We start from the raw sequence: 26,551 nt of genomic DNA on the forward strand, positions 1-26,551 counted from the left end.
CCGGTCAGGCGCGAGGTGCGCCCGCGCGCTCGTCCTCGCGCACCGCGCCGACGCCGCCCGGTGCGCGCCGGCCGCCGCGCAGCGCGTGGACGCCGGCGGCGGCCGTGCCCAGGCACAGGGCCGTCGCGCTGAACGCCAGCGACGTGCGCACCCCGATGGCCGCGCCCAGCAGGCCGACGGTGAAGCCGCTGCCCGCGCGCAGCCCGCCCGCGGACATGCCGTAGACGCCGAGGACCCGGCCCCGGTCGGCGGCCGGTGCGAGCAGCTGCACGACGGTCTGGCCGATCGACATCGAGGCCAGGTTGGCGACGCCGCCGACCAGCAGCAGCGCCAGGGCGAGCGGGTAGCTGGTGGTGAGGGCGAAGAAGATGCTGGTCACGCCGTACAGGGCGGTACTGAGGACGGCCGCGGCCACCCGGGGTCTGACCCACCCGGTGGCCTCCAGCACGATGCCGCCGATGACCCCGCCCGCACCGTTGGCGAACAGCAACACCCCGTAGGCGGTGCCCGCAGCGCCGGCCCCCAGGTCGTGGGCGAAGATCGGCATCGAGGACTGCAGGGACGCGCCGACGAAGAACGAGCCCAGCCCGGCCAGCACGATCATGCTGACCAGGGTCGGGTTGGAGCCGACCTCCCGCAGCACCCGCAGCGACTGCAGCGCGCCGACCCGCGGGCGGCTGTGGCCGTCCCGGGTGTGCCCGGTGAACCTGGTGCGGAACAGGAAGAGGGTCAGCGGCAGGTAGAAGGCGATGTTGGCGAAGATACCGGCGGTCGGGCCGAGGCCCAGCAGCAGCGCGGAGCCGATCACCGGGCCGAACAGCACGCCCAGGCTGCGGAACGTCGCGTTCAGCCGGACCGCGCTGGGCAGCTCCGCCGGACCCACGAAGTCGTGCAGCATCAGCTGCTCGCCCGGCCCCCACAGCGATCCGGCCAGGCCGTGCAGGACGAGCAGGACGCACGCCTCCCACATGTGCAGCGAGCCGGTGAGGAACAGGATCCCCCAGGCCGCGGAGACACCCATGAACACCGCCTGGGCCGTCTGGATCACGCGGCGGCAGTCGTAGCGGTCGGCCAGCGAGCCGAACCACATCGACAGCAGCAGGAACGGCACCCAGTGGCTGATCACCTGGAATCCGGTCAGCGCCGGTGAGTGGAACGTCTGCCAGAGCACCCAGTACGTGATGACGTGCTCGATGTTGTCGGCCATCATCGCCAGCATCGAGCCGACGAGGTAGGGCCGGCAGTCGCGGTTGCGCAGCGCGGCGAAACGCCGCGGCGGGGCGGCCGGCGGTGCGGCGGCCCCGGTGACGGGCACGGCCGCGGCCGGCTCGGATATGTGGGTGGGGACACCGCAGGCGGCGCACATCCTCGGTCTCTCCTCAGGTGAGCTGAATACCGATGAGACAGGTGTCGTCGTCGGTGTCGGCGTTGCTACGGGTCAGCAGGTAGTCCAGGTGCGCCTCCAGGGTCGGCGTGGAGCGCTCGGCGGCGGTGACGAGGCCGTCCAGGGAGGACTGCATGGAACGGTCCCTTCGCTCGATCAGACCGTCGGTATACATCAGCAGGGTGTCCCCGAACTCGAGTTGCACTTCACCCTCCTGGTACTTCGCCTCGGGCAGCGCACCGAGCAGGATGCCCTTGATCGCCGGCAGCGGCTCGGCGCGGCCCTTGCGGACCAGGATCGGCGGCAGGTGGCCGGCGCGGGCCCAGCGCAGGATCCGGGTGTCGGGGTCGTACAGCGCGCAGACGGCCGTGGCGGTGACGTGCTCGGTCAGGAAGTGGGCGACGGTGTTGAGCCACACCAGCAGTTGGGCGGGCCCGGCACCGGTGGCGGTCAGGCCGCGCAGCGCGTTGCGCAGCACGATCATGGAGGTGGCGGCGCGGATCCCGTGGCCGGCGATGTCGCCGACCGCGAGCAGCACCTGCCGGTTCGGCAGCGTGACGATGTCGTACCAGTCGCCGCCGACCAGGCGGTCCTCCTCGGCCGGCCGGTAGCGCACCGCGAGGTGCAGTCCGGGGATGTCGAGGGGGGCGCGGGTGGGCGGCATGATGGCGTGCTGCAGCTGCAGGGCGAGCCGGTTGTGCTCGGCCGACTCCTTCTCCGTGTGCGCGAGTTGGTCACGGGTGGCGGCGAGCGCCACCTCGGTCCAGTGCTGGGCCGAGATGTCCTGGTACGCGCCGCGGATCAGGTGCAGCTTCCCCTGGCCGTCCAGCACCGGTTCGGCGACGATCCGGATGTGGCGGGAGGTCGTGTCGGGCCGGTTCAGCCGGAACGCGGTGGACGCCGGGCGGTGGTGGTGCAGCAGGGTGCGCAGGAACCGCCCCAGGGCGGTGGCGTCATCGGGGTGGGCGTGAGCGGTGAGCTCCTGCAGCGGGATCGGCGCGTCGGTCGGCTGCAGCCCGCACAGGGCGAACAGCTGGCTGTTCCAGGTGATCTCGCCGGTGTGGAAGTCCTCCTCGAAGCCGCCGATGCGCCCCAGCCGCTGCGCGTGCTGCAGCACATGGGCCAGCCGGGTCCCCTGGTCCTGGATGCGCCAGGTCGCCAGGACCTCCTCGCCGTGCCGGGTGATGCTCACGTCCGCGACGATCGGCAGCGGGATCTGGTCGACGAGGCTGGTGATGGCCAGCCGCCGGGCCCGGAAGGGCTCACCGGTGGCGTGGACGTGCTCGACCTTCTCGTACAGGCCGCTGGGGTCGGCGCTCGCCGGATAGCTCTCCAGCAGCAGGGAGCCGGCGATGGCGGTGGGGGGCCGGCCGGCGAGGTCCGCGAAGTGCGCGTTGAGGTGGTGGATCCGGAAGTCGGTGACGCGGCCGTCGGCGTCCAGGTGCGGGCGCAGCACCATCGCCGGGTCCCACAGCCCTTCGGCGAGACCGACCAGGTCGGAGGGCTCGCCGTCGGGGCCGAACGGGACGTGGGTGTCCAGGGTGTGGGCGCACAGGTCGGCCAGCGCCTCGACCTGGCGCCGGACCTGGGGCGTCTGGGGCTCCAGCGGGCCGGGCCAGCAGATCTCCAGGGCACCCACCAGGCGTCCGCTGGTGCCGGCCGGCACCACGACGCGGCCGGCCTGCGCGGAGGCGGTGCCGCCGATGGACGGCAGCTGGGTCTCGGCCAGGGTCCGGGTCCACAGCGTGTGGCGCTGGCTCAGCGCCCGCCGCGCCAGCGTCGCCACCTCCGGGGGGACGTAGTGCCAGCGGGCCCCCTCGGCCTCGGGAAAGCCCGCGTGGCCGGCCAGCCGCAGGGCCCCGTCGTAGGTCACGGACCAGATGGCCAGCGCGGTGGCGCCCAGCGGCGCCAGCGCGTAGCGCAGCAGGGAGTCGGCGACGGTCTGGGTGTCGGAGGCCGACAGCGTGCTGCTCTCGGCGGTCCGCATCCGCACGGTCGCCGCGGTGGCCGCGGCGGGGACGGCGTGGGTGGGAGCCGCTTCGAGCATGGCGGCGGTGAGTTCGGTCAGGTGGTCGCGGGCGGCCTGGTTGACGATGTCCGCGGCCAGCTCCAGCAGGGTGACGCCGGCCCCGGCGGCCAGGGTGTCCAGCTGCCGGGCCGCCTCGCGCGGGCCGCAGTGCAGGCGCTCCACCAGGATGCCCTTGGCCTGCTCGATCAGCGCCTGCCCGGCGAACGCCTCCTGGGCCTGCTGGACCTGGACCCGCAGGCGGGCGACCGTGCCGGCCAGGCGTCCCGACGCGACCGGGTCGTCCCCGCGCCGGGGACCGGCCACCGCGCCGGACTCGGCGGACCCCGGGGGCTCTGGGGGTGTCGACATTTTCGTGGCTCCTAGAAAAGGCCTACCGACCGCGTTGCCGCGTCGCACGAGCTGGTACCCGCCGGCCGGCCGGACCCCCGTCCGACCGGCCGGTCACCTCCGGCCGGGCCGCTCCCGGCGCCGGCTCAGGCCCGCAGCCACCGTTGGATGCAGGCGATCAGCGCATGGGCGTCCACCGGCTTGGTGACGTAGTCGCTCGACCCCGAGGCCAGGCTCTTCTCCCGGTCCCCGTGCATGGCCTTGGCGGTGACGGCGATGATCGGCAGGTCGGCGTGTTCCGGCATGGCCCGGATCGCGGCGGTGGCGGCGTAGCCGTCCATCTCCGGCATCATCACGTCCATCAGGATCAGTTCGATGCCCTCGTGCCGCGACAGGGCCTCGATCCCGGCCCGCCCGTTGTCGGCGTGCAGGACCTGCATGCCGTGCAGCTCCAGGATGCCCGTCAGCGCGAACACGTTGCGCGGGTCGTCGTCCACGACCAGGACCTTGCGCCCGGCCAGCCGCCCGTCCACCGGGTTGAACACCGGCTGCGGGTCCCGCCCGGGGCGCACCAGGGGCAGCACGTCGCTGGGCTGCTCCGCGCTCAGGTGCAGCACGATGCGCTCGCGCAGCTCGTCCAAACTGGGCAGCAGCTCCAGGGGCTGGGAGTCCGAGCGCGCGTGCAGCTGCTGCTCGTGCGCCGCGTCCAGCCGCCGGCTGTTGTGGGCCAGCACCGGCACCCCGCGCAGGGCCCGGTCGCCGTCGAGGGCCTCCAGGAAGGTGAAGGCCTCGTCGCCGGACATGTCGAGCTCCAGCACGACGCAGTGGCACGGCTGCGTGGCCAGCGCGGCCGCGGCCTGCCCGGCGCCCAGCACCGAGATGACCTCGACGTGGCTGCGCGGGTCCGTGGGCTCACGGCTGGCGGCGACGTCGGCCACGGCGCTCTCGGCGACCATCGACAGCAGCCCGTGCGACCGCTCCTCGATCACCAGCACCCGGCGCCGCTGGGCCGGCTGCGGCCCGCTGGACGCCGCGGGCGCCGCCGCCGTCGCCACCGGCGCCCGCGACCCGTCACGGTCCCGGTTGCGCGGCCCGGCCGGGGAGCCGGCGGTGGAGTCCTCGAAGCCGGGGCGCTCCAGCGGGATGTAGAGGGTGAAGGTGCTGCCCTCCCCCAGGGTGCTCTCCGCACTGATCGAACCGCCGAGCAGCTGCGCGATCTCCCGGCTGATCGACAGTCCCAGTCCGGTGCCGCCGTACTTGCGGCTGGTGGTGCCGTCGGCCTGCTGGAAGGCCCCGAAGATGGTCTCCAGCTGCTGTTCGGCGATCCCGATGCCGGTGTCGCGCACCTGGAAGGACAGGGCCGGGCCGCTGTCCCTGACGTTCGCGGGCAGCCGGGCCGGGTCGGCGGCCTCGATGTGCAGTTCGACCTGGCCGGTCTCGGTGAACTTCACCGCGTTCGACAACAGGTTGCCCAGCACCTGCCGCAGCCGCGAGTCGTCGGTCACCAGGTGCGTGGCCACGTCGGGACCGGTGGTGACCTTGAAGTCCAGGCTCTTCTGGGTGGTCAGCGGGCGGAAGGTGGCCTCCACGTAGTCCACCAGCTGCCGCAGCGGCACGCGTTCGGGGGTGATGTCCATCTTCCCCGCCTCGACCTTGGACAGGTCCAGGATGTCGTTGATCAGCTGCAGCAGGTCGGACCCGGCGGAGTGGATGACCCCGGCGTACTCCACCTGCTTGGGCGTCAGGTTCCGGGCCGGGTTCTGGGCCAGCAGCTGGGCCAGGATCAGCAGGCTGTTGAGCGGGGTGCGCAGCTCGTGGCTCATGTTGGCCAGGAACTCCGACTTGTACTTCGACGCCAGCGACAGCTGCTGGGCGCGGGCCTCCAGCTCCTGACGGGCCTGCTCGATCTCGAGGTTCTTCGCCTCGATGTCGCGGTTCTGGGTGGCCAGCAGCGCGGCCTTCTCCTCCAGTTCGGCGTTGGAGAGCTGCAGTTCCTCCTGCCGGTTCTGCAGTTCCTCCGAGCGCGCCTGCAGCTCACCGGCCAGCCGCTGGGACTCGCCCAGCAGCTCGTCGGTGCGGGAGTTGGCGACGATGGTGTTGACGTTGACGCCGACGGTCTCCATCAGCTGCTCGAGGAAGTCGCGGTGGACCGGGGTGAAGCGGTTGACCGACGCCAGCTCGATGACGCCCAGCACCTGGTCCTCGACCACGATGGGCAGCAGGATCAGGCTGGTGGGCGCGGACTGGCCGAGCCCGGACCCGATGGCGACGTAGTCCTGCGGCACGTCCTCGACGGCGATGATGCGGCGGCTGCGGGCGGCCTGGCCGACCAGCGACTGCCCGAGGCGGAAGTGCCGCGGCCGGCCGTCGCCGCCGACCCCGCCGGGGTGCCCGTAGGAGCCGACCAGGTGCAGCTCCAGCCGGTCCGCGCTCTGCGCGCTCTCGTCCGTCTCGGCGAGGTAGAACGCGCCGTACTGCGCGGACACCAGCGGGGCGAGCTCGTCCATGATCAGTTCGGCGACCACGGCCAGGTCGCGGCGGCCCTGCATCAGGCTGGAGATACGGGCGAGGTTGGTCTTGAGCCAGTCCTGGTCGTGGTTGGCGCGGGTGGTCTCGCGCAGCGACTCCACCATGGAGTTGATGTTGTCCTTGAGGTCCGCGACCTCACCGGAGGCGTCCACGGTGATGGAACGCGTCAGGTCGCCCTCGGCGACGGCGCTGGTGACCTCGGCGATCGCCCGGACCTGGCGGGTCAGGTTGCCGGCCAGTCCGTTGACGTTCTCGGTCAGCCGCTTCCAGGTGCCCGACACGCCCTCGACCTCGGCCTGGCCGCCCAGCCGGCCCTCGCTGCCGACCTCGCGGGCGACGCGGGTGACCTCGGCCGCGAACGACGACAGCTGGTCGACCATCGTGTTGATGGTGGTCTTGAGCTCCAGGATCTCCCCGCGCGCGTCCACGTCGATCTTGCGGGTCAGGTCGCCCCGGGCCACCGCCGTGGTGACCTGGGCGATGTTGCGGACCTGCCCGGTCAGGTTGTTCGCCATGGAGTTGACGTTGTCGGTCAGGTCCTTCCAGGTCCCGGCGACGTTGGAGACGCGGGCCTGGCCGCCGAGGATGCCCTCGGTGCCGACCTCACGGGCGACGCGGGTGACCTCGTCGGCGAACGCGGACAGCGTGTCGACCATCGTGTTGATCACCCCGGCGAGCGCGGCGACCTCGCCCTTCGCCTCCACGGTGATCTTCTGCGAGAGGTCGCCCTTGGCGACGGCCGTGGCCACCTGGGCGATGGAGCGCACCTGGCCGGTCAGGTTGGACGCCATCACGTTGACGTTGTCGGTCAGGTCCTTCCAGGTGCCCGACACCCCGCGCACGGTGGCCTGGCCGCCGAGGTTGCCCTCGGTGCCGACCTCGCGCGCCACGCGGGTCACCTCGTCGGCGAACGCGGACAGCTGGTCGACCATCGTGTTGATGGTCTCCTTCAGCTCCAGGATCTCCCCGCGCGCGTCGACCCGGATCTTCTGCGACAGGTCGCCCTTGGCGACCGCGGTGGTCACCTGGGCGATGGAGCGCACCTGCGCCGTCAGGTTGTCGCCCATGACGTTGACGGACTCCGTCAGGTCCTTCCAGGTCCCCGACACGCCCTTGACGTCGGCCTGCCCGCCCAGCCGGCCCTCGGTGCCGACCTCGCGCGCCATGCGCGTGACCTCGTCGGCGAAGGAGGAGAGCTGGTCGACCATGGTGTTGATGGTGTTCTTCAGCTCCAGGATCTCGCCCCGGGCGTCGACGGTGATCTTCTGCGACAGGTCGCCCTTGGCGACGGCCGTGGCCACCTGGGCGATGGAGCGCACCTGCGCGGTGAGGTTGCCGGCCATGAAGTTCACCGAGTCGGTCAGGTCGCGCCAGGTGCCGCCGACGTCGGGGACCCGTGCCTGGCCGCCCAGGCTGCCTTCGGTGCCGACCTCGCGCGCCACGCGGGTCACCTCGTCGGCGAAGGAGGAGAGCTGGTCGACCATCGTGTTGATGGTGTTCTTCAGCTCCAGGATCTCGCCTCGGGCGTCGACGGTGATCTTCTGCGACAGGTCGCCGCGGGCGACGGCCGTGGTCACCTGGGCGATGTTGCGGACCTGGTCGGTGAGGTTGCCGGCCATGAAGTTCACCGAGTCGGTGAGGTCGCGCCACACCCCGCCCACGCCGGGCACCAGCGCCTGGCCGCCCAGCCGGCCCTCGCTGCCGACCTCACGCGCCACGCGGGTGACCTCGGCCCCGAACGAGGATAGCTGGTCGACCATCGTGTTGACGGTGTCCTTGAGCTCCAGGATCTCGCCGCGCGCGTCCACGTCGATCTTCTGCGACAGGTCGCCCTTGGCCACCGCCGTGGCGACCTGGGCGATGTCGCGGACCTGCGTGGTCAGGTTGCCGGCCATGGCGTTGACCGAGTCGGTCAGGTCCGCCCAGGTCCCCGAGACCCCCGGCACCTCCGCCTGGCCGCCGAGCCGTCCCTCGGTGCCGACCTCGCGGGCCACGCGGGTGACCTCGGAGGTGAACAGCGACAGCTGGTCGACCATGCCGTTGAAGACCGTGGCGATCTCCCCCAGCAGGCCTTCGCCGTCGCCGGGCAGGCGGGGGCCGAAGTCCCCGTCGCGCACCGCGGTCAACCCTGCCAGGAGCTGGCGCAGTTCGGGTTCCCCCACCCCGCCGCCGCTGGGTACGGACACCTTGCCGACCGTGTTCCGCTGACCCTCGCTCATACCCAACCCTTACCCTGCCGTGTGACCGCGGACGCGACGGCAGACAGCCCGCCCGCGGCCGGACCGGCTGCCCGCATTCAAAGCATGTTCGACCAGGCGAGTTTACCGTCAGCCACCCGTGGACCTGCCGTGGTCGCGCACACCCGGGGGATCGGGACACGCCTTCGCTTCCGCATCACTTGAGGCTTTTGTCATGGCTTGGCGGGCCGCTGCGGCACCCCGCCGACCGCGCCGGGACCGGGTACGGGCGCCGCCCGCGTCAGCCCCGGCGGGCGGCACACACGGTGCGCTCGGTGCGGACCGCCAGGTCGCCGCGGCGCAGGACGCTCAGCGGACCGCCCGGGTCGAGCAGCCCGTCCAGCGCCGCGAGGTCCTCGGCGGCGAGGGCGTGGGCCGCGCTCTCGCGCAGCCGCGCGAGGCCGCTGAGCGCGTAGCGGCCCACCGCCTCGTTGCGCGCACCCTCGACGTGCACGGTGATCGTGCGCTCGCCCTCCACGGTGAACCCGGCGGCGGCCAGCTTGGGCCCCCAGTCGGCGCCGCGGTGCGGCAGGTGCTCGGCGTGCCGGTGGGCGAGGGCGGCGTGGCAGCGCTCCTCCAGGCCGGGCCGCTCCTTCGGGCCGTCCGCGGGCAGGAAGCGCGGGAAGCCGGCCAGCTCCACGACGGCGAACAGGCCGCCGGGCGCGAGCACGTCGTGGACCGTGCGCAGGGCGCGGTCGGGGTCGGCCAGGTGGTGCATGGACGCGGACGCCCACACCAGATCGGCGCGGCCCAGCTCGGGCCAGTCCCCGTCGAGGTCGGCGAGGACCAGGCGCACCCGGTCGGCCACGCCGAGCTCGGCGGCCTTCTCCCGCAGGCGCCGCAGATGGCTCTCCGACGTGTCGACGGCCGTCACCCACGCCTCGGGAAAGCGCGCGAGCAGCGCGAAGGTGCCGGCCCCGGTGCCGCACCCCAGGTCGACGATGTGCCGCGGGGCACGCTCGACGGGCAGCCAGGCGGTGACGGCCGCGATGTGCTCGGCGAGCACCTCCGCGTCCAGATCGAGGATCTCGGCCTGGCCGTGGGCGTCGGAGGTGGGCTGGTCAGCGGCGTGCGCACCGTGGTGGGCCGCGTGCGGGGAGGTGTGGTTCATACCGGCCACGCTAGGAGGGCCTTGCCGTCGCAGCATCATGGTTCCCGGTATGCGCAAGGCGATGGCCCGATGCCCTGCCGAACACGCAAGCGGCCCGGCGCCGCCCCGGCGGCTCAGTCGTAGAACCGCACCTTCCCGGCGATGACGTCGCCCGCCGCCGCGGTCACGGACTGCCCGCGGGTGAAGGCGTGGGCCCGCAGCCGGGCCAGCGCCTGGTGGGGGTCGACACCGAGGTGCACCATGATCATTCCGGTGGCGTAGTGCACGTCCTCGTGGTCCGTCTCGGCCTCGTCGAGCCACGAGCCGTCCAGCCGGTCGTCCTGCCGCTGCAGAGCCAGCAGGGCCGTGGTGATCGCGTCGGCGGCCGCGAACGCGAAGGACCGGTCGCGCGGCGACAGCGGACCGGCACGGTCCCGGTAGAGGTCGAGCGTGCCGATCGCGACGGCGCTGCTGCCCAGCGGCACCGAGAACACCGCCCGCACCCCCAGGGCGACGGCCTGCGCCGCGAACACCGGCCACCGCGCGGCATCCGCCCCGCCCGAGAGATCGTCCGCCAGCACCGGGGCGACCAGTGAGACCGCCGTCCGCCACGGCCCGTCACCCAGGGTGTACTGCGCTTCGGCGAGCCGGCCCGCCACCGGGTCGCTCGACCACCACAGCGTCCGGGTGTCCAGATCCGCGCCGGACAGCGACAGCGAAACGCCGGAGACGTCCATCAGGTCCACGCACGCCCGGCACAGCGCGGCGGGCACGTCCGTGCCGGTCCTGCCGCGCACCACGCCCCGGAACAGCTCGCCCGGACGCACGGACACCTCCGCCCCCTCCGCCCCGGCGCGCGGACCGCCGTCGTCGCGGCGGTCGTCGCTCCCGGAGGGGACAGAACCCACCGCCCTCACCTCCACCCGGCAGTTCGCGCCCCCATCCTGCCCCACCGGCGGTCCGCCGCGCGCCGACCACTCCGCCCGCACGCCCTCGCCCACCTGGCCCCGGCGACTGCGCGCCGTCGCCCGTTCGGGTTGCGGTGCGCTCGAAAGAACGAATCCCGCCGGCGTGTTATCCGCGTCCACCTGGGCAGGCGTGTTCAGCAGATGCCCTTCCTTTCAAGGCGAAAGATGCCATGGACCTCATCGCAGGTGGCCCTCTCCAGATCACGCTGCGACGCTACGGGCCGACCCTGCATCTGACGCTGGCCGGGGAACTCGACATCGAAGCCGAGCCCGCCGTCGCCCAGGTCATGGCGACCCTCCCCGCCGACGTGACGGTCATCGCCTGCGACCTGCACCACATCTCCTTCATGGACGTCGTCGGCGTGCGCTGCGTGCTGGGCCTCAAGCGGTCCGCGGAAGCGCGCGGCCTGGCGGCGCTGGTCTACAACTGGCAGCCGCAGCCCCTGCAGCTCCTGACCCTCATGGACGGCCTCGACCGCACCGACGACGCCGAACTGCGGGCCCTGCACGCCCTCCTGGGGGAGCACGCCGAGTCCCAGCGCGCCCTGGGGATCGACATGACCCGGGGCGGCACCACGCTCGTGGGCTCCGACCCGCAGCGCCCCGCCGGCGAGGGACACGACCCCGGCGCCCCGCCCGGCACGCGCTGAGGCGGTGCGGGCCCGTCCTGGCCGTCACCGCACCCCGCCGGTCCCGCGCAGCCGTTCCGTGCACCGCCGCCACCCCCCATCGAGCGGCGCCGAGGCGTTGCCGCGCCCGAATCGGGATAGACGGAGCCTGAACACCGGGGGCCGAGCAGTACGAGCAGGCAGGAGCACGGGTGAAGGTCGGCCAGTGGGGGAATCGGATACCGGCGCGGTGCGCCGACCTGTTCCACTTCGGAGTACGGGGCGTACGCCGGCCGGGACAGGAACGGGACGTCCTGATCCTGCAGGTCAAAGCGGTGATCGCCGCCCTGGTCGCCTGGGAGGCCGCCCACTTCCTGCTGCCCGCGGTCGTGACGACCTACGCCGCGCTGACCGTCCTGCTGGTGACCCGGTCCACGCTCTACCGCTCGCTGCACGACTGCGTGCAGTACCTGGGCGCGATGGCGGTGGGCGTGCTGCTGGCGGCGGCGTTCGGCACGACCGTCGGCGTGCACGCGTGGAGCCTGGCCGTGCTGATCTCCGCCGCCCTCGCGGCGGGGAAGATCCAGCACCTGGGCGCCCACGGCGCCCAGGTGGCCGTCATGGCCCTGTTCGCGTTCACCGCAGGACAGGGTGAGCCGCTCTTCATCGGGCACCTCGCCCTGTCCATCCTCATCGGCTCGTTCTGCGGCCTCGCCGCCCATCTGATCCTGGCACCCTCCCGGCACACCCAGGCCGCCCAGGGCGGCGTCGCCCGCCTCGCGGCACGCGCCCAGCACATCCTGCACGCCCTCGCCGACGACCTGCGCAAGGAGACCCCCACGGCCGACCGGACCCGGGAGTGGGCCCGGCACGGTGCCGGCTTCGACCGGCTGGCCGACCGGATGCGGGCCGCGGTCGACACCGAACAGGAGAACGCGGTCCTCAACCCCCGCCGACCCTCGGCCGGCGGGGAACAGGCCCTCCCCCGCCTGCCGATGACCATCGACGTGCTGCAACGCGCCTTCTCCCACTGCCACTCCATCATCCGCAGCCTGACCTACGCCGCCTGCAGCGACCGATGGAATGCCCTGACCCCGGAGTTCCGCGCCCCCTACGGTGAACTGCTCGCCACGATGGCCGAGGCGATGGCGGAGGTCGGCCGGCTGGGCCCCACCGACCCCCATGCCCTGCGCGATCTGCTCCAGGAAGCCGACCGGCAGATCGCAGCCCTCGAACGGCACCTCACCGAGCCCGCCTCCGGCACCTCCCCGCAGCTGTCCCTGCACGGCACGCTGCTCACCGACGCGGGCCGGCTCCTCAGCGACCTCGCGCAAGCGGAGCCGCTCGCCCGTGAATCCGCCGGAACGGTCTGAACGGCCCAACGGCCCCAACAGCCCGAACGGCTGGAAGCCTGCCATCGTGCACCCCGTTTGCACCGTGCGAGTCATGGATCACCAACATCCGGGAAAGTGCTCACCAAGACGTCTTGGCCGATTGCCGGATCCGTGGTACCGGCGAGAGCGTCCCTGGCACTGGATGGCGGTGGTTCGTGATGGCGGAACGGTCCGTGAAGATCTCTGCGGCGCCGGGAGTGGTGGGTCGGGCCCGCCGGTGGGCGCGCGAGACCGTGCGGGCGTTCCGGTGGCCGACGCGCTGGAGGCCGGACGAGGGGGCCGTCGCGCTCGTGGTCTCGGAGCTGGTGACCAACGCCCTGCGACACGCCGGCGGGACCGTGCGCCTGACCCTGGTGTCCGGGGCACGCCAGCTGCGCATCATCGTCAGCGACGATTCCCCGGAATGGCCCGTGATGCGCACCCCGCACCCGACGGAGCCCGGTGGGCGGGGCCTGCACATCGTCGCGCGCCTGACCCGGGCGTGGGGGGTGGCGGACCGGCCCGGAGGCAAGCACGTGTGGGCCGACGTGATCCCCCAGAGCACGCGCCCGCAGCCGGCGACGCCCGTGACGACCCCCATGAGCTCGACGATGGCGGCGACGACGGCCGGCCAGGGCTGCCTGAGCTGCCCGGCGACCCCGCGGAGGGCCACCGGGCGCAGGAGGGGCATCCTGGTGCGGCGGGGCGGGTGGACGACCGTGCTGCGCCGGGTCACCCGGGCGCGCCTCCACGTCCCCTCGGGACCGCTGGCGCGGGCAGGCCGGCGGGTGCTGCGCAAGGTGGAACTGCCGAAGGTGCTCCCCCTCGGCTCGCGGGCGGCCTGGCGCTGACACCGCAGGGCGGGCGGGGCGGGGACACGGCGACCTGCGCGAGCGGCGCGAGGAGCCCGACGGCGCCGCCGGCAGGATCCGCACCCTGACCCGGGAGGGTCCTCCGGCCTCGCCCGCCCGGCCGCCGCCCCGATGCGCGTCCGGCTCGATGCGCGTCCGGCTCGGGCCGTGTCCGCGGCTCGGGCCGGAAAAGGAGCGGCGCCGCGCGGGCCCCGTGCACTAGCCTGCGCCCGGTACACCCGCCGTGCCCCGCACGACCGTCCTCGCAGCAAGGAGAGACCCATGCGCCGTCACCTCGGAGCAGTCGCGTCGCCCCACGCCCCCTCTCTGCCTCCCGAGGACCACTTTGACGTCCGCAGCACCCTCCACACCCCTGAATCTGGGCATCCTCGCCCACGTCGACGCCGGTAAGACCAGCCTGACCGAGCGGCTGCTGTTCGACCACGGAGCGCGCCCCGTACTCGGCAGCGTCGACGCGGGCAGCACCACCACCGACACCGGCGAGCTCGAACGCGAGCGCGGCATCACCATCCGCACGGCCGTGGCACCGCTGATCATCGCGGGCCGCCACGTCAACCTCGTCGACACCCCCGGCCACCCCGACTTCATCGCGGAGGTCGAACGCGCCCTGTCCGTCCTGGACGCGGCCGTCCTCGTCGTGTCGGCGGTCGAGGGGATCCAGGCCCAGACCCGGGTCCTGATGACGTCCCTGCGCCGGCTGCGGCTGCCCACCCTGATCTTCGTCAACAAGATCGACCGGACCGGTGCCCGCGACGCCGCCCTGCTGGCGCAGGTGCGCCGCGCCCTGGCGCCCCACCTCGTCCCGCTGACGTCGACGCTCGGCGCCGGCACCCCGGACGCCCGCGCGCTCCCGGTCCCGCTCACCGGCGACCGGGAACCGTCCGCGGCCGCCGCCGTCCTCGCCGAGCACGACACCGCGCTGCTGGCCCGGCTCGTCGACGGCCCGCCCCCCACCGAACGGGACCTCCGCGAGCAGCTGCGCCGCCAGACGGCCGCCGCCCTGGTGCAGCCCGTCTTCTTCGGCTCGGCCCTCAGCGGCGCGGGCATCGCGGAGCTGGCCGCGGGCATCGCGACCCTGCTGCCCGCCCCACCGGCGGACGCACACGCCCCCGCCCGCGGCACGGTCTTCGCAGTCGACCGCACGGAGAGCGGGGAGAAACGCGCCTACGTCCGGCTGTTCACCGGCCTGCTGCGCGAACGGCAGCGCCTCGTCCTGCACCGGGACGGGACGGAGGGGACGCCGACCGTCAGCGGGCGGATCTCCCGGCTGGACGTCGTGACCGCCGACAGCGGCGGCGACGCGGAGAGCCGTGGAGAGCTCACCGCCGGCGGGATCGGCGTCGTGCGCGGGCTCCCGGGCGTCCGGGTCGGCGATCGCGTCGGCGCGGCGACCGGCGACCGGCCACCGGTCCGGCTCGCCCCGCCGGGACTCGAGGCCGTCGTACGCGCCGCCCACCCCGGTCAGCAGGGTGCCCTGCACGCCGCGCTGAGCGCGCTGGCCGACGAGGACCCGTTCATCAGGACGCGCACCGCCCCCGACGGAACGCTCTCGCTGCTGCTGCACGGCGCGGTCCAGCGCGAGGTCCTCGCGGACCGCCTGCGGCGGGAGTTCGGCATCACGGCGGAGTTCGCCGCCGTCACCCCCCTGTACCGCGAACGACCGGTCGGCTCCGGGGTCGCGGTGCGGGAACTGGGCGCCGGGCCGGGCGAGTTCTTCGCCGCGGTGGGCCTGCGCGTCGATCCGGCACCCTACGGTTCGGGCGTCGGCTACGTCCGCGAGACGGAGTGGGGTGCGCTGCCGCGCGCGTTCCACCGCGCCATCGAGGAGAGCGTGCGCCTCGGCCTGCGGCAGGGGCTCCTCGGCTGGGAGGTCACCGACATCACCGTCACCGTCGTCCGCACCGGCTGGGCCTCCCCGGTGAGCACCGCGGCCGACTTCCGCAAGCTCACTCCGATGGTGCTGATGCGCGCGCTCAGCCGCGCGGGAACGCGGGTCCACGAGCCGTGCGGGGACGTGGAGGTGGAGATTCCCCAGGACACGCTGGGGACGGTCACGGCCAGGATCGCCGAACTCGGCGGCAGTATCGGCGCGACCCGGGAGAGCGGGGACCGCTGGACCCTGGGCGCTCATCTGCCCACCGGCAGAATGCAGGAGCTGGGCGACGCCCTGCCCGGCCTCACCCGCGGGGAGGGGGCTCTGTGGTCGCGTCCCGGCAAGGACCGGCCGCTGCGCGGTGTCCCACTGCGCCGGCCCCGGACGGACGGCAATCCGCTCGACCCGGAGGAGTACCTGCGGTTCCTCGCCGACCCGTCACTGGTGCGGACACGGTGACCGGCGGCGGGAGTGCGGCGAGGCCGGGTAGGCCCCGGGTCGGTCCCGGGTCATCGCGGTTGGGGGAACTCCGGACGGCTGCGGGCCGTCATCCCACCGCGTGCCGTGTGGGCGCCGGACCCGGTGGCCGCAGTTCGGCCCACACCTGCTTGCCGGCCCCGAGCAGGGTCACGCCCCACTGCCCGGACAGTTTCGCCACGATGCGCAGTCCGTGTCCGCCCACCTTGCCGGGGGCGGTCGGGCAGATCACCGGCTGCGCGCGGGATTCGTCGTTCACCGCGATCCGCAACCGGCTCTCCTCGAGGACCAGCGACAGCCCCACGGAGCCAGCGCCGTGCCGCTGGGCGTTGGTGACCAGCTCGGAGACGACCAGGGCCACCGACCCGGCGTCGGGCTGCCAATCGGCGCACCACGGGAAGTTCCGCACGTGCATCAGCGCCCAGTCACGGGCCGCGCCGATCTCATCACCGACCGGGGGCACCGCCAGGAACCGCTCAACCATCGTCGATCATCGCCCGCACCGTTCTTCCTGGGCCTCACGCCCATCAGCGGGCCGGACCGTCAGCACGCGCCCTGGGGGGCGCCTGCCCGCATCTCACGCGTTCACCGCTCTCGCGGACCACGATGTCCGTCACGCACGGCCTTCGCGCAGGTCCGCACCCCTGTACGGTGCGGGCCGCCGCCCCGGCAGCGTCCGGCGTGCGGCGGCCCGGACCGTACGGAAGGCCGGGGTTCAGTCGTCCTCGGGCTCCGGCTTCCCGGCACCGCGGGACCGTTCCGGCGTCCCTTCCTCGTCCACCAGGTCCGCCTCGTCCGGCGGGTCGCTGTCGCGGCCGACGGGCGGCGTCGGAGCCGTGATGGTCTGCGGTCGCTCGGAGCCGGGGCGGGTGCTCGGCTGCGAGCCGGGCGCGTGGTGCGTCTTGGTTTCGTCGTCAGGATTCGCCATAGGTCACGTGTTCCCGCTCCGTCTCGTTCAAACGCTCCGCAGCGCTCCCGCCCGGGAAGAATAGGCAGGACGGCCCAACGCCGCGCAGCCGCCCCGTTACGCGCTGCGCGCTTACCGGCCGGGGCCGGGCACCCGTCCGGTGCCGGGCACCCGTCCGGTGCCCGGCCCCGGCCGGTGAGCTGCGGTATGCGGGGTGGTGCGGAAGTGGAGTCAGCGGCGGGACTTCGCCCGGTCCAGGGCGGCGACACCGACCGCGGCGAGACCGACCTGGATGAGCCACTCGATCCAGTCGACGCCATTGGTGTCGTCCACGTTCAGCGCGTGCGCGATGGCCGCACCGATGAACGCGGCCAAGATACCGACCAGAATGGTCCAGACGATCCCAATGCGCTGTCGACCGGGCACGACGAGGCGTCCGAGGACACCAATGATAATACCGATGATCACGGCGCTGATCATGCCTGAGATCTCCATGACGTCCTCTCCTCGACGGCTCTCCTGCAGCGACGTCTGCCCCCGCCCCTGACCGTCACACAGCCTCTCCACGCGACTTTCCGGCCGCGCGGATCACCCCTGACCGGAGTCGCTCTGTACGTGCGTGCGGTCGGACGCGGCGGCGAGTTCGGCCGTCAGCAGGTCGTACGCCTGTTGGTCGAAAGCCACGAGCCTGATGCGCTCGACCTCGGTCGGCGTGGACCTGAGCGTGGCGACGGCGATGCGCGCGGCCTGTGCGGCGGGGAACCCGTAGACGCCGGTGGCGATTGCCGGGAGCGCGAGGCTCCGGGCACCGAGTCCGTCCGTGACCTCGAGGCAACGCCGGTAGCAGGAAGCGAGCACCTCGGCCTCGCCGTATTCGCCGCCTTCCCAGACCGGGCCGACGGCATGGATCACGTGCCTGATGGGTGGGTCGAGGTCGAACGCCGGGGTGGCCATGGCATCGCCCGGCTCACACGGCCCGATGGCGGCGCCGGCGTCCGCGAGGCGCGGGCCCGCCGCGCGGTGGACGGCGCCGTCGACGCCACCCCCGCCCATCAGCGACTCGTTCGCCGCCGTGACGACGGCCTCCGTGTCCTGGAGGGTGATGTCACCTTGAACCACCTCGATCACAGCCATGCCCCGATGATGCCACCGCCGCCGCGGCCGTACTGCCGGTGACTGCTAGTGGGCGGACGCCCCGTACTCGGCGTGCTCGCTGTGGGACGTGTGCTCGCGCTCTTCCCGGCGCGCCGGGGCGGGGAATGCCGTGCGGCGTATGCGGGCGGCGGCCTCGGCGAGGACCTTGTCGAACTCGTCGTCGGTCATGACACTCAGCCCTCCTGAGGTGTCGGTGGAAGGGCCCGCCGGCCGCGCCGAGGTGCGGCGGCGGGTCCGGTCGAGGAATCGTGCTCCCCCGTGCGGCGGGAGCCCTCTACCAGTTATTCGTCGCCCGCTACAGACCGGCTTGGTGCTGGGACGTGCCAACCGGCCGGGGACCGATGAGTTTCCGCGTGACACGCGGTCAAAGACAATAAGCGGGTGCGCCGCAACCGCCGGTGTGGTCCCATCAACCACCCACCGCACGCCTCGTCACACGGACACCAGACCCCGAGGAACCTCACATGCGTACTCTGATCAGCACCGCCTTCATCTCGCTCGACGGCGTCGTGGAAGCCCCGGGCGGCGAGCCGGGCTACCGGAACTCCGGGTGGACCTTCAAGAACATCGAGTTCCTGCCCGAGGCGTTCGACATCAAGGGACGGGAGCAGCAGGAAGCGTCCGCGATGCTGCTGGGCCGGGTCAGCTACGAGTCGTTCAGCCCGGTGTGGCCCGACATGGAGGACTTCGCCGAGTACAAGGTGATGCCGAAGTACGTCGTCTCCACCACCCTCGCCGAGGACGACCTCGTCGCGAACTGGGGTGAGACCACGATCCTGCGGTCGCTCGACGACGTCGCCGCGCTCAAGGAGACCGAGGGCGGCCCGATCATCATCCACGGCAGCGCCTCGCTGAACCAGCACCTCTCCGACGCCGGCCTGATCGACCGCTACCACCTGCTCGTCTTCCCGCTGCTGCTCGGTGCGGGCAAGCGCCTGTTCAGCGGCACGGACAAGGACGCCCAGAAGCTGCAGCTCGTCGAGCACGCGGTCTACGCCAACGGCCTGCAGAAGAACGTCTTCGACGTCGTCCGCTGAGACCCCCGCCCCGCTCCGTCCCGTCCGACTCCACCGCCCCGATCGCCCCGCCGAGGCTCAGTGCTCGTGCGGGCCGGGGCGGTGGACGGGTCCGTGGGAGTCGTCGCAGTAGGCCTCCTGATCGCCGCCGGACGGCATGACGATCTGCAGCAGTTCCGCGTTCTCCTCCTCGCCGACATGGTCGACCTGCAAGGTCGCGTGCTCGATGCCGTACTCGTCCCGCAGCAGTTGGCGCAGCGTGCGGCGTACGGCGTGGCAGTCGCTCCCGGGCTGCACCAGCACATGGGCGGAGAGCGCGTTCTGCCCGGAGGTGATCTGCCAGACGTGCAGATCGTGGATCTCCACGACGGTCTCCTGCGCGGCCAGGCGGTCGCCGAGGGCGTCGGGGTCCACGCCGACGGGCGCGGCCTCGAGGAAGATCCGCGCCGAGTCACGGATCAGCCCGTACCCGGCCTTGAGCATCAGGGCGACGACCAGCAGCGAGGCGATGGCGTCCGCGCGCGCGAAGCCGGTGGTCAGCACGACCGCGCCGGCCACGGCGGTGGCGATGAAGCCGAACAGGTCGGTGAGGATGTGCTGGTAGGCGCCCTCGACGTTCAGTGAGGTGCGGTTGGCCTTCGAGATCGACCATGCCGCCGCGAGGTTGACCGCCACCCCGACCAGGGCCGTGATCAGGACGAGGCCACCGGTGACGGCGGGCGGCTCGATCAGCCGGCGCACCGCCTCGTACGCCAGCCACACCGACAGGAGCAGCAGCGTCAGGCCGTTGGCCTGCGCGGACAGGATCTCCACCCGCTTGAGGCCGTAGGTGTAGTGCCCCTTCGCGGGCCGGGCCGCCAGACGCATCGCGATCAGCGCCAGGACGATCGAGACGACGTCGGTGAGCATGTGCGCGGCGTCCGAGATCAGCGCCAGGGAGTTCGCGGCCACGCCGACGACGACCTCGGCGCACATGAACACAGCGATCAGCGTCAGGGCGATCGTCAGCCACCGGCGGTCCGCGTCCGCGGACACCCCGTGCGAGTGCCCCGCATGACCGTCCCCGCCGCCGGGGACGGCGGCGTGATCATGCCCGTGGTCACTCACAACGGCCTCCAAGATGCGCGGACGGGATCGGCTGGGGTCAAGTGAACCGCAGCAACCCCGCTTCCACCAAAGGTTGTAATGGGGACCGTTACCACTGTCACCTGCGACGATGCACGAACATGCGCGGCGCACCGCACCGCGGGACGGGTTTCCCCCGGCTGGCCGCGACCCGGCGTCCGATCGGGGGCGTTCACGGCCCGCCGGGTATGTCCGGCGACGCAGGCGCCCGTGCCGCACGTTACGTTGCGGCCATGAACGCGACTCCGGACGACGGCCACGCGGGCTCATCCGACGCCGAGGAGGCCCGCCGCGCCATCGACACCTACCTGCGGCAGCACTCGGCAGGGGAAGCCGGCCGCCCCGAGGCGGCGGAGGACCTGCGGCAGTGGCAGGAGACGGGCACGACGGACGACCGGGTGGCGGAGTGCGTCGCGCGCGAGGCATGGGACGCGGTGCAGGACGTCACGCCGCCGCCACCGGACTCCTCGGGCGGGCAGCCGGAGCGCAGGGCCGGGCAGGTGGAACAGACCGAGCAGCACGACAGGGCCTGCCGCATCGCCCGCGGCCTGCGCGAACTCGGCCACCACCTCGACGAGACGCTCCTGCCCGGTCCCGGCATGGCCGCGGGCTGACGTCCCCAGGGAGGGACCGCGGTCACCCGCCGGCGCGGGCGGCGGCCGGCTCCAGGTGCGCCGGCGCCGACCTCAGCGCATCGCCGGCGTGCTGCCAAACCCGCGGAAGAGCGTGTTGTAGGTACCGCCGGACAGCGGCTCGCACCGCGTCATGGCAACGCCCGGCGACTCCGCGGCGCGCGGTGCGCGCGCCACGGCGTCCTCGGCCGCCGCCCGATGACGCTCCCGCGTCACCGCTGTTCCTGTCCGGCGGTCCGGACCGGGCCCGCGCCGTCGGTCACTGCCGGGTCCAGCGCTGCGACGCGTCACCGTCGCACGTGCTCGTCACCAGGCCGCTGCTCATGCCCAGGTCGAGGCAGCCGCCGCCGAGTTCGCTGTGGAGGCTGCCGCCGGAACCCGTGCGCCACAGCCGGCCGATGTCCTGGGAGCAGTCGCCCACGAAGACGGCCTGGTTGAGCCCGTTGGAGTACAGGCACTGGCCGCTCTGCTGGTTGGTGAGCTTGAAGCTGCCGTCCGACCTGGCCTTCACCGTCCACCGGGCGGAGCCGTCCGAGCACTCGCCGGAGTCGGAGGACCCGAAGACCTGCGTGATGCACCGGCTGCTCTGGCCGTTGCGGTAGCGGTAGGTGCCGGAGGCGGGGGGCGCCGTGGTCGCGGGGGGCTTGGTCGTCCCGCCGCCGGAGGGGTGCGTGGTGGTGGCTCCGCCGCCGACCGCACCGCCGGGTCCGCCCGAACCGTTCTGCGCGCCGCCCGCGGCCGCGGCCCCGGGTCCGCCGCCGGCTCCTCCGGGGGCCGGTGCCGGCGACCCGCCCGTCCCGCCGGGCCCCTGGTCGGCGCCCTTCCCCGTGCTCACGCCCGGTGCGGGCGTCTGCACGGGCGGCGAGGCCGGACCCGACGGGCTGCCGCCCGCGGTCGACGCCGCCGGGTCGGCCTGCGCGGCCGCCGAGGTCGGCGCGGTGGAGTGCGCCCCGGCCTGCGGCGAGGACGAGTACGGAAGGTTCTGGATGGCCAGGGTCGTCCCGCCCGCGATCACGACGACGGGCAGCACGGCCAGCAGGATGCGGCGCCGCCGCTGCGGCCGCTCGGGCCGCTCCGGGCGGGCCCCCGCCGCAGGCTCCGGCACCGGCGCCACCACCGGCACGGGCGCCACCACGGGCACGGGGACCGGCGCCGGCGCCACCGCCCTGTCCGGTTCCGTTGCCGACCGGCCGCCCGTGAGCGGGAACGTGGGGACGTCGATCTGCTGCACGTTCGCGGCGAACGCGGCCCGCTCGGTCAGCCGCTGCGTGATGGCCTCCGGCCAGAGCGGTTCGGTGAACGGGCCCTTGCGCGCGGCGTAGTCGCGCAGTTCGGTTGCGGGGGGACGCCCTTCCGGATCCTTTTCCAGGCAGGCGGCGACGAGTGCGGCGAGCTCGGGTTCCAGCTCCTGCAGGGGCTCCAGGTCGGGCTCCTCGTGGATGATGCGGTAGAGCACGCCGTGACCCGACTCGTCCCCGAACGGCGGTTGGCCGCATGCCGCGTACGCGAGCACCGAGCCCAGCGCGAACACGTCGGTGCCCCCGCTCAGCAGCCGCTTGGTCCCCGAAGCCTGCTCGGGCGCCATGTAGGCGGGGGTGCCCACCACCATGCCCGTCCGGGTCAGCTGACTCTGCTCGGCGGCCCGCGCGACACCGAAGTCGATGAGCGTCAGACCGTCGAGCGTCAGCATGATGTTGGACGGTTTCAGGTCCCGGTGGACCATGCCCAGCGCGTGCACCGACGCCAGTCCCGCCGCGGCCTCCCGCAGCAGCAGCCACAGGGCCTGCGCGGGCAGCGGCCCGCCGTGCAGCGCTATCGCCTCCCGCAGGGTGAGCCCGGGGATGTAGGCGGTGGCGAACCACGGGGGGTTCGCGGCGCGGTCGCTGGCGAGCAGCGGAGCGGTCACCTCCGCGGGCAGCCGGGCGAGGTTGTCCAACTCGTGCCCGAACCGGCGCCGGAAGTCCTGGTCCTCACCGACGATCGACGCCAGCAGCTGCTTGACCGCGACGTACCGGCCCTCGCGGATCCCGAGGTACACCCGCCCCATGCCTCCGGCCCCCAGCCGGCCCGCCAGCGGAATGGACCCGATCTGCGGCGGATCCTCCGGCTCCAGCGGTTCGGCGCCGCTGCCCCCCAGCTTTACCACGTCAACCCCGTTGGCCTTGGAATCAGTTGGGAGGAATCTACCGGACGGGCCCCGCACGGCAACGCTCGCGCCCCGCGCGGTCGCGCCGGGCCGCTGTCACATTCCTACGCCCGGCGGTGTCTTCATGCCATCACCGCGAACGTCCGAGGAGGACACCATGGCAGTACGCGTTCCGAAGGCGGAACTCCCCACCGCACTTCGCGACAGTATGATCGAGCAGCTCGGTGCCGTGCCGGAGCCCGTCGAAGTGGTGTGGCACAGCCCCAAGGCGGCCACTTCGAACCTGGAGTTCTCCGCGAAGGTGGGTGAGTGGGACGCGGCCGACGCCGGTCTCAAGTCGTTCGCGCACATGGCGGTCGCGGCGAAGGTCGGGTGCAGCTGGTGCCTGGACGTCGGCTACTTCCAGGCGCAGAACCAGGAGCTGGACCTGGCCAAGGCGAGCCAGGTGCCCCGCTGGAGGACGTCGGACGTGTTCACCCCACTGGAGCGGGACGTGCTGGAGTACGCCGAGGCCATGACGGACACCCCGCTGACCGTCACCGACGCGCTCTACGCGGGTCTGCTGGCACGACTCGGCGCGCCGGCGATGGTCGAACTCACGGCGTTCATCGCCTTCGTCAACATGGCGACCCGCAACAACAGCGCCAACGGCATCGAGTCGCAGGGCTTCTCCGACGCCTGCGCGATCCCGCTCGCCGCTCGCCCCACCGCCGACGTGGCGTCGCCGGCATGACCGACAACCCCTTCGTGACCCATCGCAGCCTGCTGTTCACGGTCGCCTACGAGATGCTCGGCTCGGCGGCCGACGCCGAGGACGTGGTGCAGGAGTCCTGGCTGCGGTGGTCCGCCGTCGACCACGCGGGGATCCGCGACCCGCGCGCTTACCTCGTCCGGATCGTCACCCGGCAGGCACTCAACCGGCTGCGCTCGCTGTCGCGCAGCCGTGAGGAGTACGTCGGCGAATGGCTGCCGGAACCGCTGCTGACCAGCCCCGACGTCGCCGAGGACGTCGAACTGGCGGAGAGCGTCTCGATCGCGATGCTGACCGTGCTGGAAACGCTCGGGCCGACGGAGCGGGCGGTGTTCGTGCTCCGTGAGGTCTTCGACATCCCGTACGGCGAGATCGCCGAAGCCGTCGGGAAGTCCGCGGCAGCCGTCCGGCAGGTCGCACGGCGGGCCCGGGAGCACGTGGCGGCCCGGCAGCCGCGGATGCAGGTGAGCCGGTCGGAGCAGCAGGCGGTGGTGGAGCGGTTCCTGGCGGCGGTGCGGAGCGGGCAGTTGCAGGAACTGGTCGAGGTCATGGCACCGGACGTGGTGCTGGTCGCCGACGGTGGCGGCCTCGCCGCGGCCGCTCTCGTTCCGATCCACGGGGCCGAGTCGGTGGCGCGGGTACTCGCGCGCGCCACCCGGGTGGGTGCGGCCCCGCTGAGGACGACGGCCGTGTGGCTCAACGGTGCCCCCGCCGGCCGGCTCGAGATCGACGGCGAGCCGGCTACGGCGCTGAGCGTCGTGGTGGAGAACGGTCAGGTCACACGGGTCTACCTGGTGCGCAACCCGCGGAAGCTGACGCGCCTGGACGAACCGTCGGAGCTCGCGCGGTAGGTCGCGGGACGGGCCGCCGGCCCCTGGAGCGTCCGGCGGCGGACGGTCCAGGGGCCGTGCGGGCTCTCGTGGTCCCGGCAGGCGGGGGACGCTACCGCGATCGTGCTCCCCGGGGTCCCCGGGGTTCCCGGGTGCGCCTCACCGGCACAGGGCGGCGTCCACGACCCGGTCGACGCGCCCTCGGGTCGCCTCGTCGGACAGCTGCATGCTCACCGCGACGTTGGCGGCGCGACCGCCGACCGTGGCTCCGCCCCGCGTCTCGTATCCCGGATAGCTGCCGCCGTGGCCCCAGTACAGCCCCCCGCACGACAGCGGCTTGCTCACGATCCCCAGCCCGTAGCGGGCTCCGGGGCCGAACGTCTCGTCCGCGGGCACGGTGTTCGCGCGCATCTGCGCGCGCTGCGCCGGCTTCAGCAGGTTGCCCGTCAACAGCTCCGAGAAGAACCGGTTGAGGTCGGAGTTGGTGGAGATCATCTGCCCGGCCGCCCAGGCCCAGGAGGGGTCGAACTCCGTGACGTCCTGCGGCGGCGCGCCGGCGGAGTCGCGGTAGTAGCCCGTGGGATGGGGTTCGCGGATGGTCACGTCACCGGGGGCGGGGAAGTAGGTGTGGCGCAGACCGATCCGCTTGACGATGCGCTCGTCGATCTCCTGGGCGAGCGGCCGGCCGGTGACCTTCTGCGCTATCAGGCCGGCCAGTACGTAGTTGGTGTTGCTGTACTTCCACCGCGATCCGGGGGCGAACTCGGACTTGTGCTGGAGTGCGATGCCGAGGAGCTCCTCGGGTTCGTAGTGCCGGACCTCGTCGTCGAGGTAGTTGCTGTAGTTGGGCAGGCCACTCGTCTGCTGCAGGAGCTCGCGGACCTTGATGTGCCGCCCGTCGATCCCCTCCCCGCGGACCACACCCGGAAGGTATGTCTCGACCGGCGCGTCGAGCCGGATCCTTCCCTCACCGACCAGTTGCAGCACGACGACCGCGGTGAACACCTTGGTGTTGCTGCCGATGCGCACCTGACCGTCCCGCGGCACCGGCGAGCCGGTGGCCAGGTCACCGACGCCCGCGGTGTAGGTACGGGTCCAGCCGCCGCGCTCCGTGACGCTCGCCAGCGCGGCGGGCAGGCCGTCGTCCGCCACCAGCGCGTTCAGGCCCTGCTGGACGGTGTCCGGCCGGGAGGCGGCGAACGCCGCGGACGGCGCCAGCGCGCCCAACGCCATCACGCCCACGGCGACAGCGGCCGCGGCCGGCACGGCTCTGCGCCAACCGGCCGGACGCCGCTGGGAGGAACGGGACTTCTGCCATGCCTGCTCACGCACGAACTAACTCCTACGGAATCATGGGGTAACCCAGCGGTATGTGCTCGACCCAGCATGTCCGGCCCCGGCCACCCACCACGATCCCGCTACCTGCCCATCCGTACGTAGGGCTACCCCCCGGCGCGCCAGGGGTGCACCCGCCAGGATCCACCGCGCGCGTCCCAGCGGGAAGCGGCCTCCGGAATACGAACGGGGCGACGCGCGGCGCTCAGGACGGCGTGGGCAGGCGCGGCACGGCCGCCGCCGGCGCGCTGGACCTCAGGCCACCGAAGCGCGCTGGGGGTCGACGGGGTTGATCGCGTGCTCGTCGAAACGGGCTTCGAGGGACTCGAGTCCCTGCTCCCGGCGATGGTCCTTCTCCGCCGCGGTGATCGGCAGGAGCCACAGGAGCCGGGCGTGGGCGTCGTGCGCCCACCGGCAGATCTCGAAGTCGGGTCCGTAGGGGTAGGGCCGGCTGACCAGGTAGTGGTCGCAGCCGGAGTCGTCGAGCCATGGCCTGCCGATGGGGATGGTGTGTCCGACGTCGAGGCGCTGGTGCGCCGGCCCGCAGTGGTAGTACGCGGTCATGGTGACGCTCTCCCGGTGCAGCCGATCGTCACGCGGAGCCGCGAGGAAGAACTCCGTCCCATGGCCGTCGTGCTGCGTGGCCTCCCAGCAGCCGGACGTCACGTACAGCCACCAGTCGCCCTGCCGGGCCGGCTGAACGCGAAAGATCCGGAACCCGGGAACACGGTCCTTGATGCGCCCGCGAACTCCCGGCACCTCATCGATGGAGCGTCCGGGAAAGATGCGACTGAGGTGATCGCGAAGAGCGGTACGTGCTGCGGGATCGGGCATCCGATCATGATGCCCGATCCCGCGGCACGTCAGCCGGATCGCCGAGGAGCCGG

The 26,551-nt window shown here is 72.9% G+C and carries 22 protein-coding genes; 8 read left to right on the forward strand and 14 right to left on the reverse strand.

Features of this window, described 5'->3' with window-relative positions; genetic code table 11:
- Nucleotides 1-4: 4 nt before the first annotated feature.
- The 5 genes from ABZ721_RS04775 to ABZ721_RS04795 form a co-directional block, all read right to left on the reverse strand.
- A complete protein-coding gene (locus ABZ721_RS04775; protein WP_358787125.1) occupies nt 5-1,366 on the reverse strand; it encodes an MFS transporter in 1,362 nt (453 codons plus the stop codon).
- Between the two features lie 13 nt (nt 1,367-1,379).
- Nucleotides 1,380-3,761: a SpoIIE family protein phosphatase gene (locus ABZ721_RS04780; protein WP_358787126.1), complete on the reverse strand. Its 2,382-nt coding sequence runs from the start codon at nt 3,759-3,761 to the stop codon at nt 1,380-1,382.
- 125 nt (nt 3,762-3,886) lie between these two features.
- Entirely contained in the window at nt 3,887-8,488 is a 4,602-nt protein-coding gene (locus ABZ721_RS04785) for a HAMP domain-containing protein (protein ID WP_358787127.1), read from the reverse strand.
- A 259-nt stretch (nt 8,489-8,747) separates the two neighbouring features.
- Nucleotides 8,748-9,617 (reverse strand): class I SAM-dependent methyltransferase, encoded by an 870-nt coding sequence (locus ABZ721_RS04790; RefSeq protein ID WP_358787128.1) that lies wholly within the window; start codon nt 9,615-9,617, stop codon nt 8,748-8,750.
- A 113-nt stretch (nt 9,618-9,730) separates the two neighbouring features.
- Complete coding sequence (locus tag ABZ721_RS04795; protein ID WP_358787129.1) at nt 9,731-10,504, reverse strand: GAF and ANTAR domain-containing protein; 774 nt, start codon at nt 10,502-10,504, stop codon at nt 9,731-9,733.
- Nucleotides 10,505-10,734: 230 nt separating this feature from the next.
- Between ABZ721_RS04795 and ABZ721_RS04800 the strand changes: the two genes are divergently transcribed.
- The 4 genes from ABZ721_RS04800 to ABZ721_RS04815 all read left to right on the forward strand — a co-directional run bounded on the left by ABZ721_RS04800 (nt 10,735) and on the right by ABZ721_RS04815 (nt 15,749).
- Nucleotides 10,735-11,214: an STAS domain-containing protein gene (locus ABZ721_RS04800; protein WP_358787130.1), complete on the forward strand. Its 480-nt coding sequence runs from the start codon at nt 10,735-10,737 to the stop codon at nt 11,212-11,214.
- Between the two features lie 170 nt (nt 11,215-11,384).
- Nucleotides 11,385-12,545, forward strand: a complete 1,161-nt coding sequence (locus tag ABZ721_RS04805; RefSeq protein ID WP_358787131.1) for a hypothetical protein — start codon at nt 11,385-11,387, stop codon at nt 12,543-12,545.
- Between the two features lie 194 nt (nt 12,546-12,739).
- Nucleotides 12,740-13,396: an ATP-binding protein gene (locus ABZ721_RS04810; RefSeq protein ID WP_358787132.1), complete on the forward strand. Its 657-nt coding sequence runs from the start codon at nt 12,740-12,742 to the stop codon at nt 13,394-13,396.
- A 346-nt stretch (nt 13,397-13,742) separates the two neighbouring features.
- A complete protein-coding gene (locus ABZ721_RS04815) occupies nt 13,743-15,749 on the forward strand; it encodes a translation factor GTPase family protein (protein WP_358787133.1) in 2,007 nt (668 codons plus the stop codon).
- 88 nt (nt 15,750-15,837) lie between these two features.
- On the opposite strand, the gene ABZ721_RS04820 is transcribed toward ABZ721_RS04815, so the two are convergent.
- From ABZ721_RS04820 to ABZ721_RS04840, 5 genes are all read right to left on the reverse strand, one after another.
- Nucleotides 15,838-16,251, reverse strand: a complete 414-nt coding sequence (locus ABZ721_RS04820) for an ATP-binding protein (protein WP_358787134.1) — start codon at nt 16,249-16,251, stop codon at nt 15,838-15,840.
- Between the two features lie 231 nt (nt 16,252-16,482).
- Complete coding sequence (locus ABZ721_RS04825) at nt 16,483-16,695, reverse strand: hypothetical protein (RefSeq protein WP_358787135.1); 213 nt, start codon at nt 16,693-16,695, stop codon at nt 16,483-16,485.
- 210 nt (nt 16,696-16,905) lie between these two features.
- Nucleotides 16,906-17,169: a GlsB/YeaQ/YmgE family stress response membrane protein gene (locus tag ABZ721_RS04830; RefSeq protein WP_358787136.1), complete on the reverse strand. Its 264-nt coding sequence runs from the start codon at nt 17,167-17,169 to the stop codon at nt 16,906-16,908.
- A 93-nt stretch (nt 17,170-17,262) separates the two neighbouring features.
- On the reverse strand, nt 17,263-17,808 hold the full coding sequence (locus tag ABZ721_RS04835) for a macro domain-containing protein (RefSeq protein WP_358787137.1): 546 nt from the start codon (nt 17,806-17,808) through the stop codon (nt 17,263-17,265).
- Nucleotides 17,809-17,853: 45 nt separating this feature from the next.
- Nucleotides 17,854-17,997 (reverse strand): hypothetical protein, encoded by a 144-nt coding sequence (locus tag ABZ721_RS04840; protein WP_358787138.1) that lies wholly within the window; start codon nt 17,995-17,997, stop codon nt 17,854-17,856.
- A 296-nt stretch (nt 17,998-18,293) separates the two neighbouring features.
- Between ABZ721_RS04840 and ABZ721_RS04845 the strand changes: the two genes are divergently transcribed.
- On the forward strand, nt 18,294-18,866 hold the full coding sequence (locus tag ABZ721_RS04845) for a dihydrofolate reductase family protein (RefSeq protein ID WP_358787139.1): 573 nt from the start codon (nt 18,294-18,296) through the stop codon (nt 18,864-18,866).
- A 57-nt stretch (nt 18,867-18,923) separates the two neighbouring features.
- On the opposite strand, the gene ABZ721_RS04850 is transcribed toward ABZ721_RS04845, so the two are convergent.
- The gene (locus tag ABZ721_RS04850) at nt 18,924-19,952 is read right to left on the reverse strand and encodes a cation diffusion facilitator family transporter (protein WP_358787140.1); all 1,029 of its coding nucleotides are present in this window, start codon (nt 19,950-19,952) and stop codon (nt 18,924-18,926) included.
- A 251-nt stretch (nt 19,953-20,203) separates the two neighbouring features.
- Here ABZ721_RS04850 and ABZ721_RS04855 point away from each other — a divergent pair, with 251 nt between their 5' ends.
- Nucleotides 20,204-20,584, forward strand: a complete 381-nt coding sequence (locus ABZ721_RS04855; protein ID WP_358787141.1) for a hypothetical protein — start codon at nt 20,204-20,206, stop codon at nt 20,582-20,584.
- A gap of 277 nt (nt 20,585-20,861) precedes the next feature.
- Here ABZ721_RS04855 and ABZ721_RS04860 read toward each other — a convergent pair whose 3' ends face one another.
- Entirely contained in the window at nt 20,862-22,748 is a 1,887-nt protein-coding gene (locus tag ABZ721_RS04860; RefSeq protein WP_358787142.1) for a serine/threonine protein kinase, read from the reverse strand.
- Nucleotides 22,749-22,905: 157 nt separating this feature from the next.
- Here ABZ721_RS04860 and ABZ721_RS04865 point away from each other — a divergent pair, with 157 nt between their 5' ends.
- Both ABZ721_RS04865 and ABZ721_RS04870 read left to right on the forward strand, forming a co-directional pair.
- A complete protein-coding gene (locus tag ABZ721_RS04865) occupies nt 22,906-23,481 on the forward strand; it encodes a carboxymuconolactone decarboxylase family protein (protein WP_358787143.1) in 576 nt (191 codons plus the stop codon).
- Nucleotides 23,478-24,350 (forward strand): RNA polymerase sigma-70 factor, encoded by an 873-nt coding sequence (locus tag ABZ721_RS04870; protein WP_358787144.1) that lies wholly within the window; start codon nt 23,478-23,480, stop codon nt 24,348-24,350. Before ABZ721_RS04865 ends, ABZ721_RS04870 begins: the two co-directional genes overlap by 4 nt.
- A 138-nt stretch (nt 24,351-24,488) precedes the next feature.
- Here the strand turns inward: ABZ721_RS04870 and ABZ721_RS04875 are convergent, their stop codons facing one another.
- Together ABZ721_RS04875 and ABZ721_RS04880 are read right to left on the reverse strand one after the other, a co-directional pair.
- Entirely contained in the window at nt 24,489-25,595 is a 1,107-nt protein-coding gene (locus ABZ721_RS04875; protein ID WP_358787260.1) for a serine hydrolase domain-containing protein, read from the reverse strand.
- Nucleotides 25,596-25,919: 324 nt separating this feature from the next.
- Nucleotides 25,920-26,423: a suppressor of fused domain protein gene (locus tag ABZ721_RS04880; RefSeq protein WP_358787145.1), complete on the reverse strand. Its 504-nt coding sequence runs from the start codon at nt 26,421-26,423 to the stop codon at nt 25,920-25,922.
- Between the last annotated feature and the right edge of the window lie 128 nt (nt 26,424-26,551).

Source organism: Streptomyces sp. NPDC006733 (assembly GCF_040636125.1).
GTDB lineage: Bacteria > Actinomycetota > Actinomycetes > Streptomycetales > Streptomycetaceae > Actinacidiphila.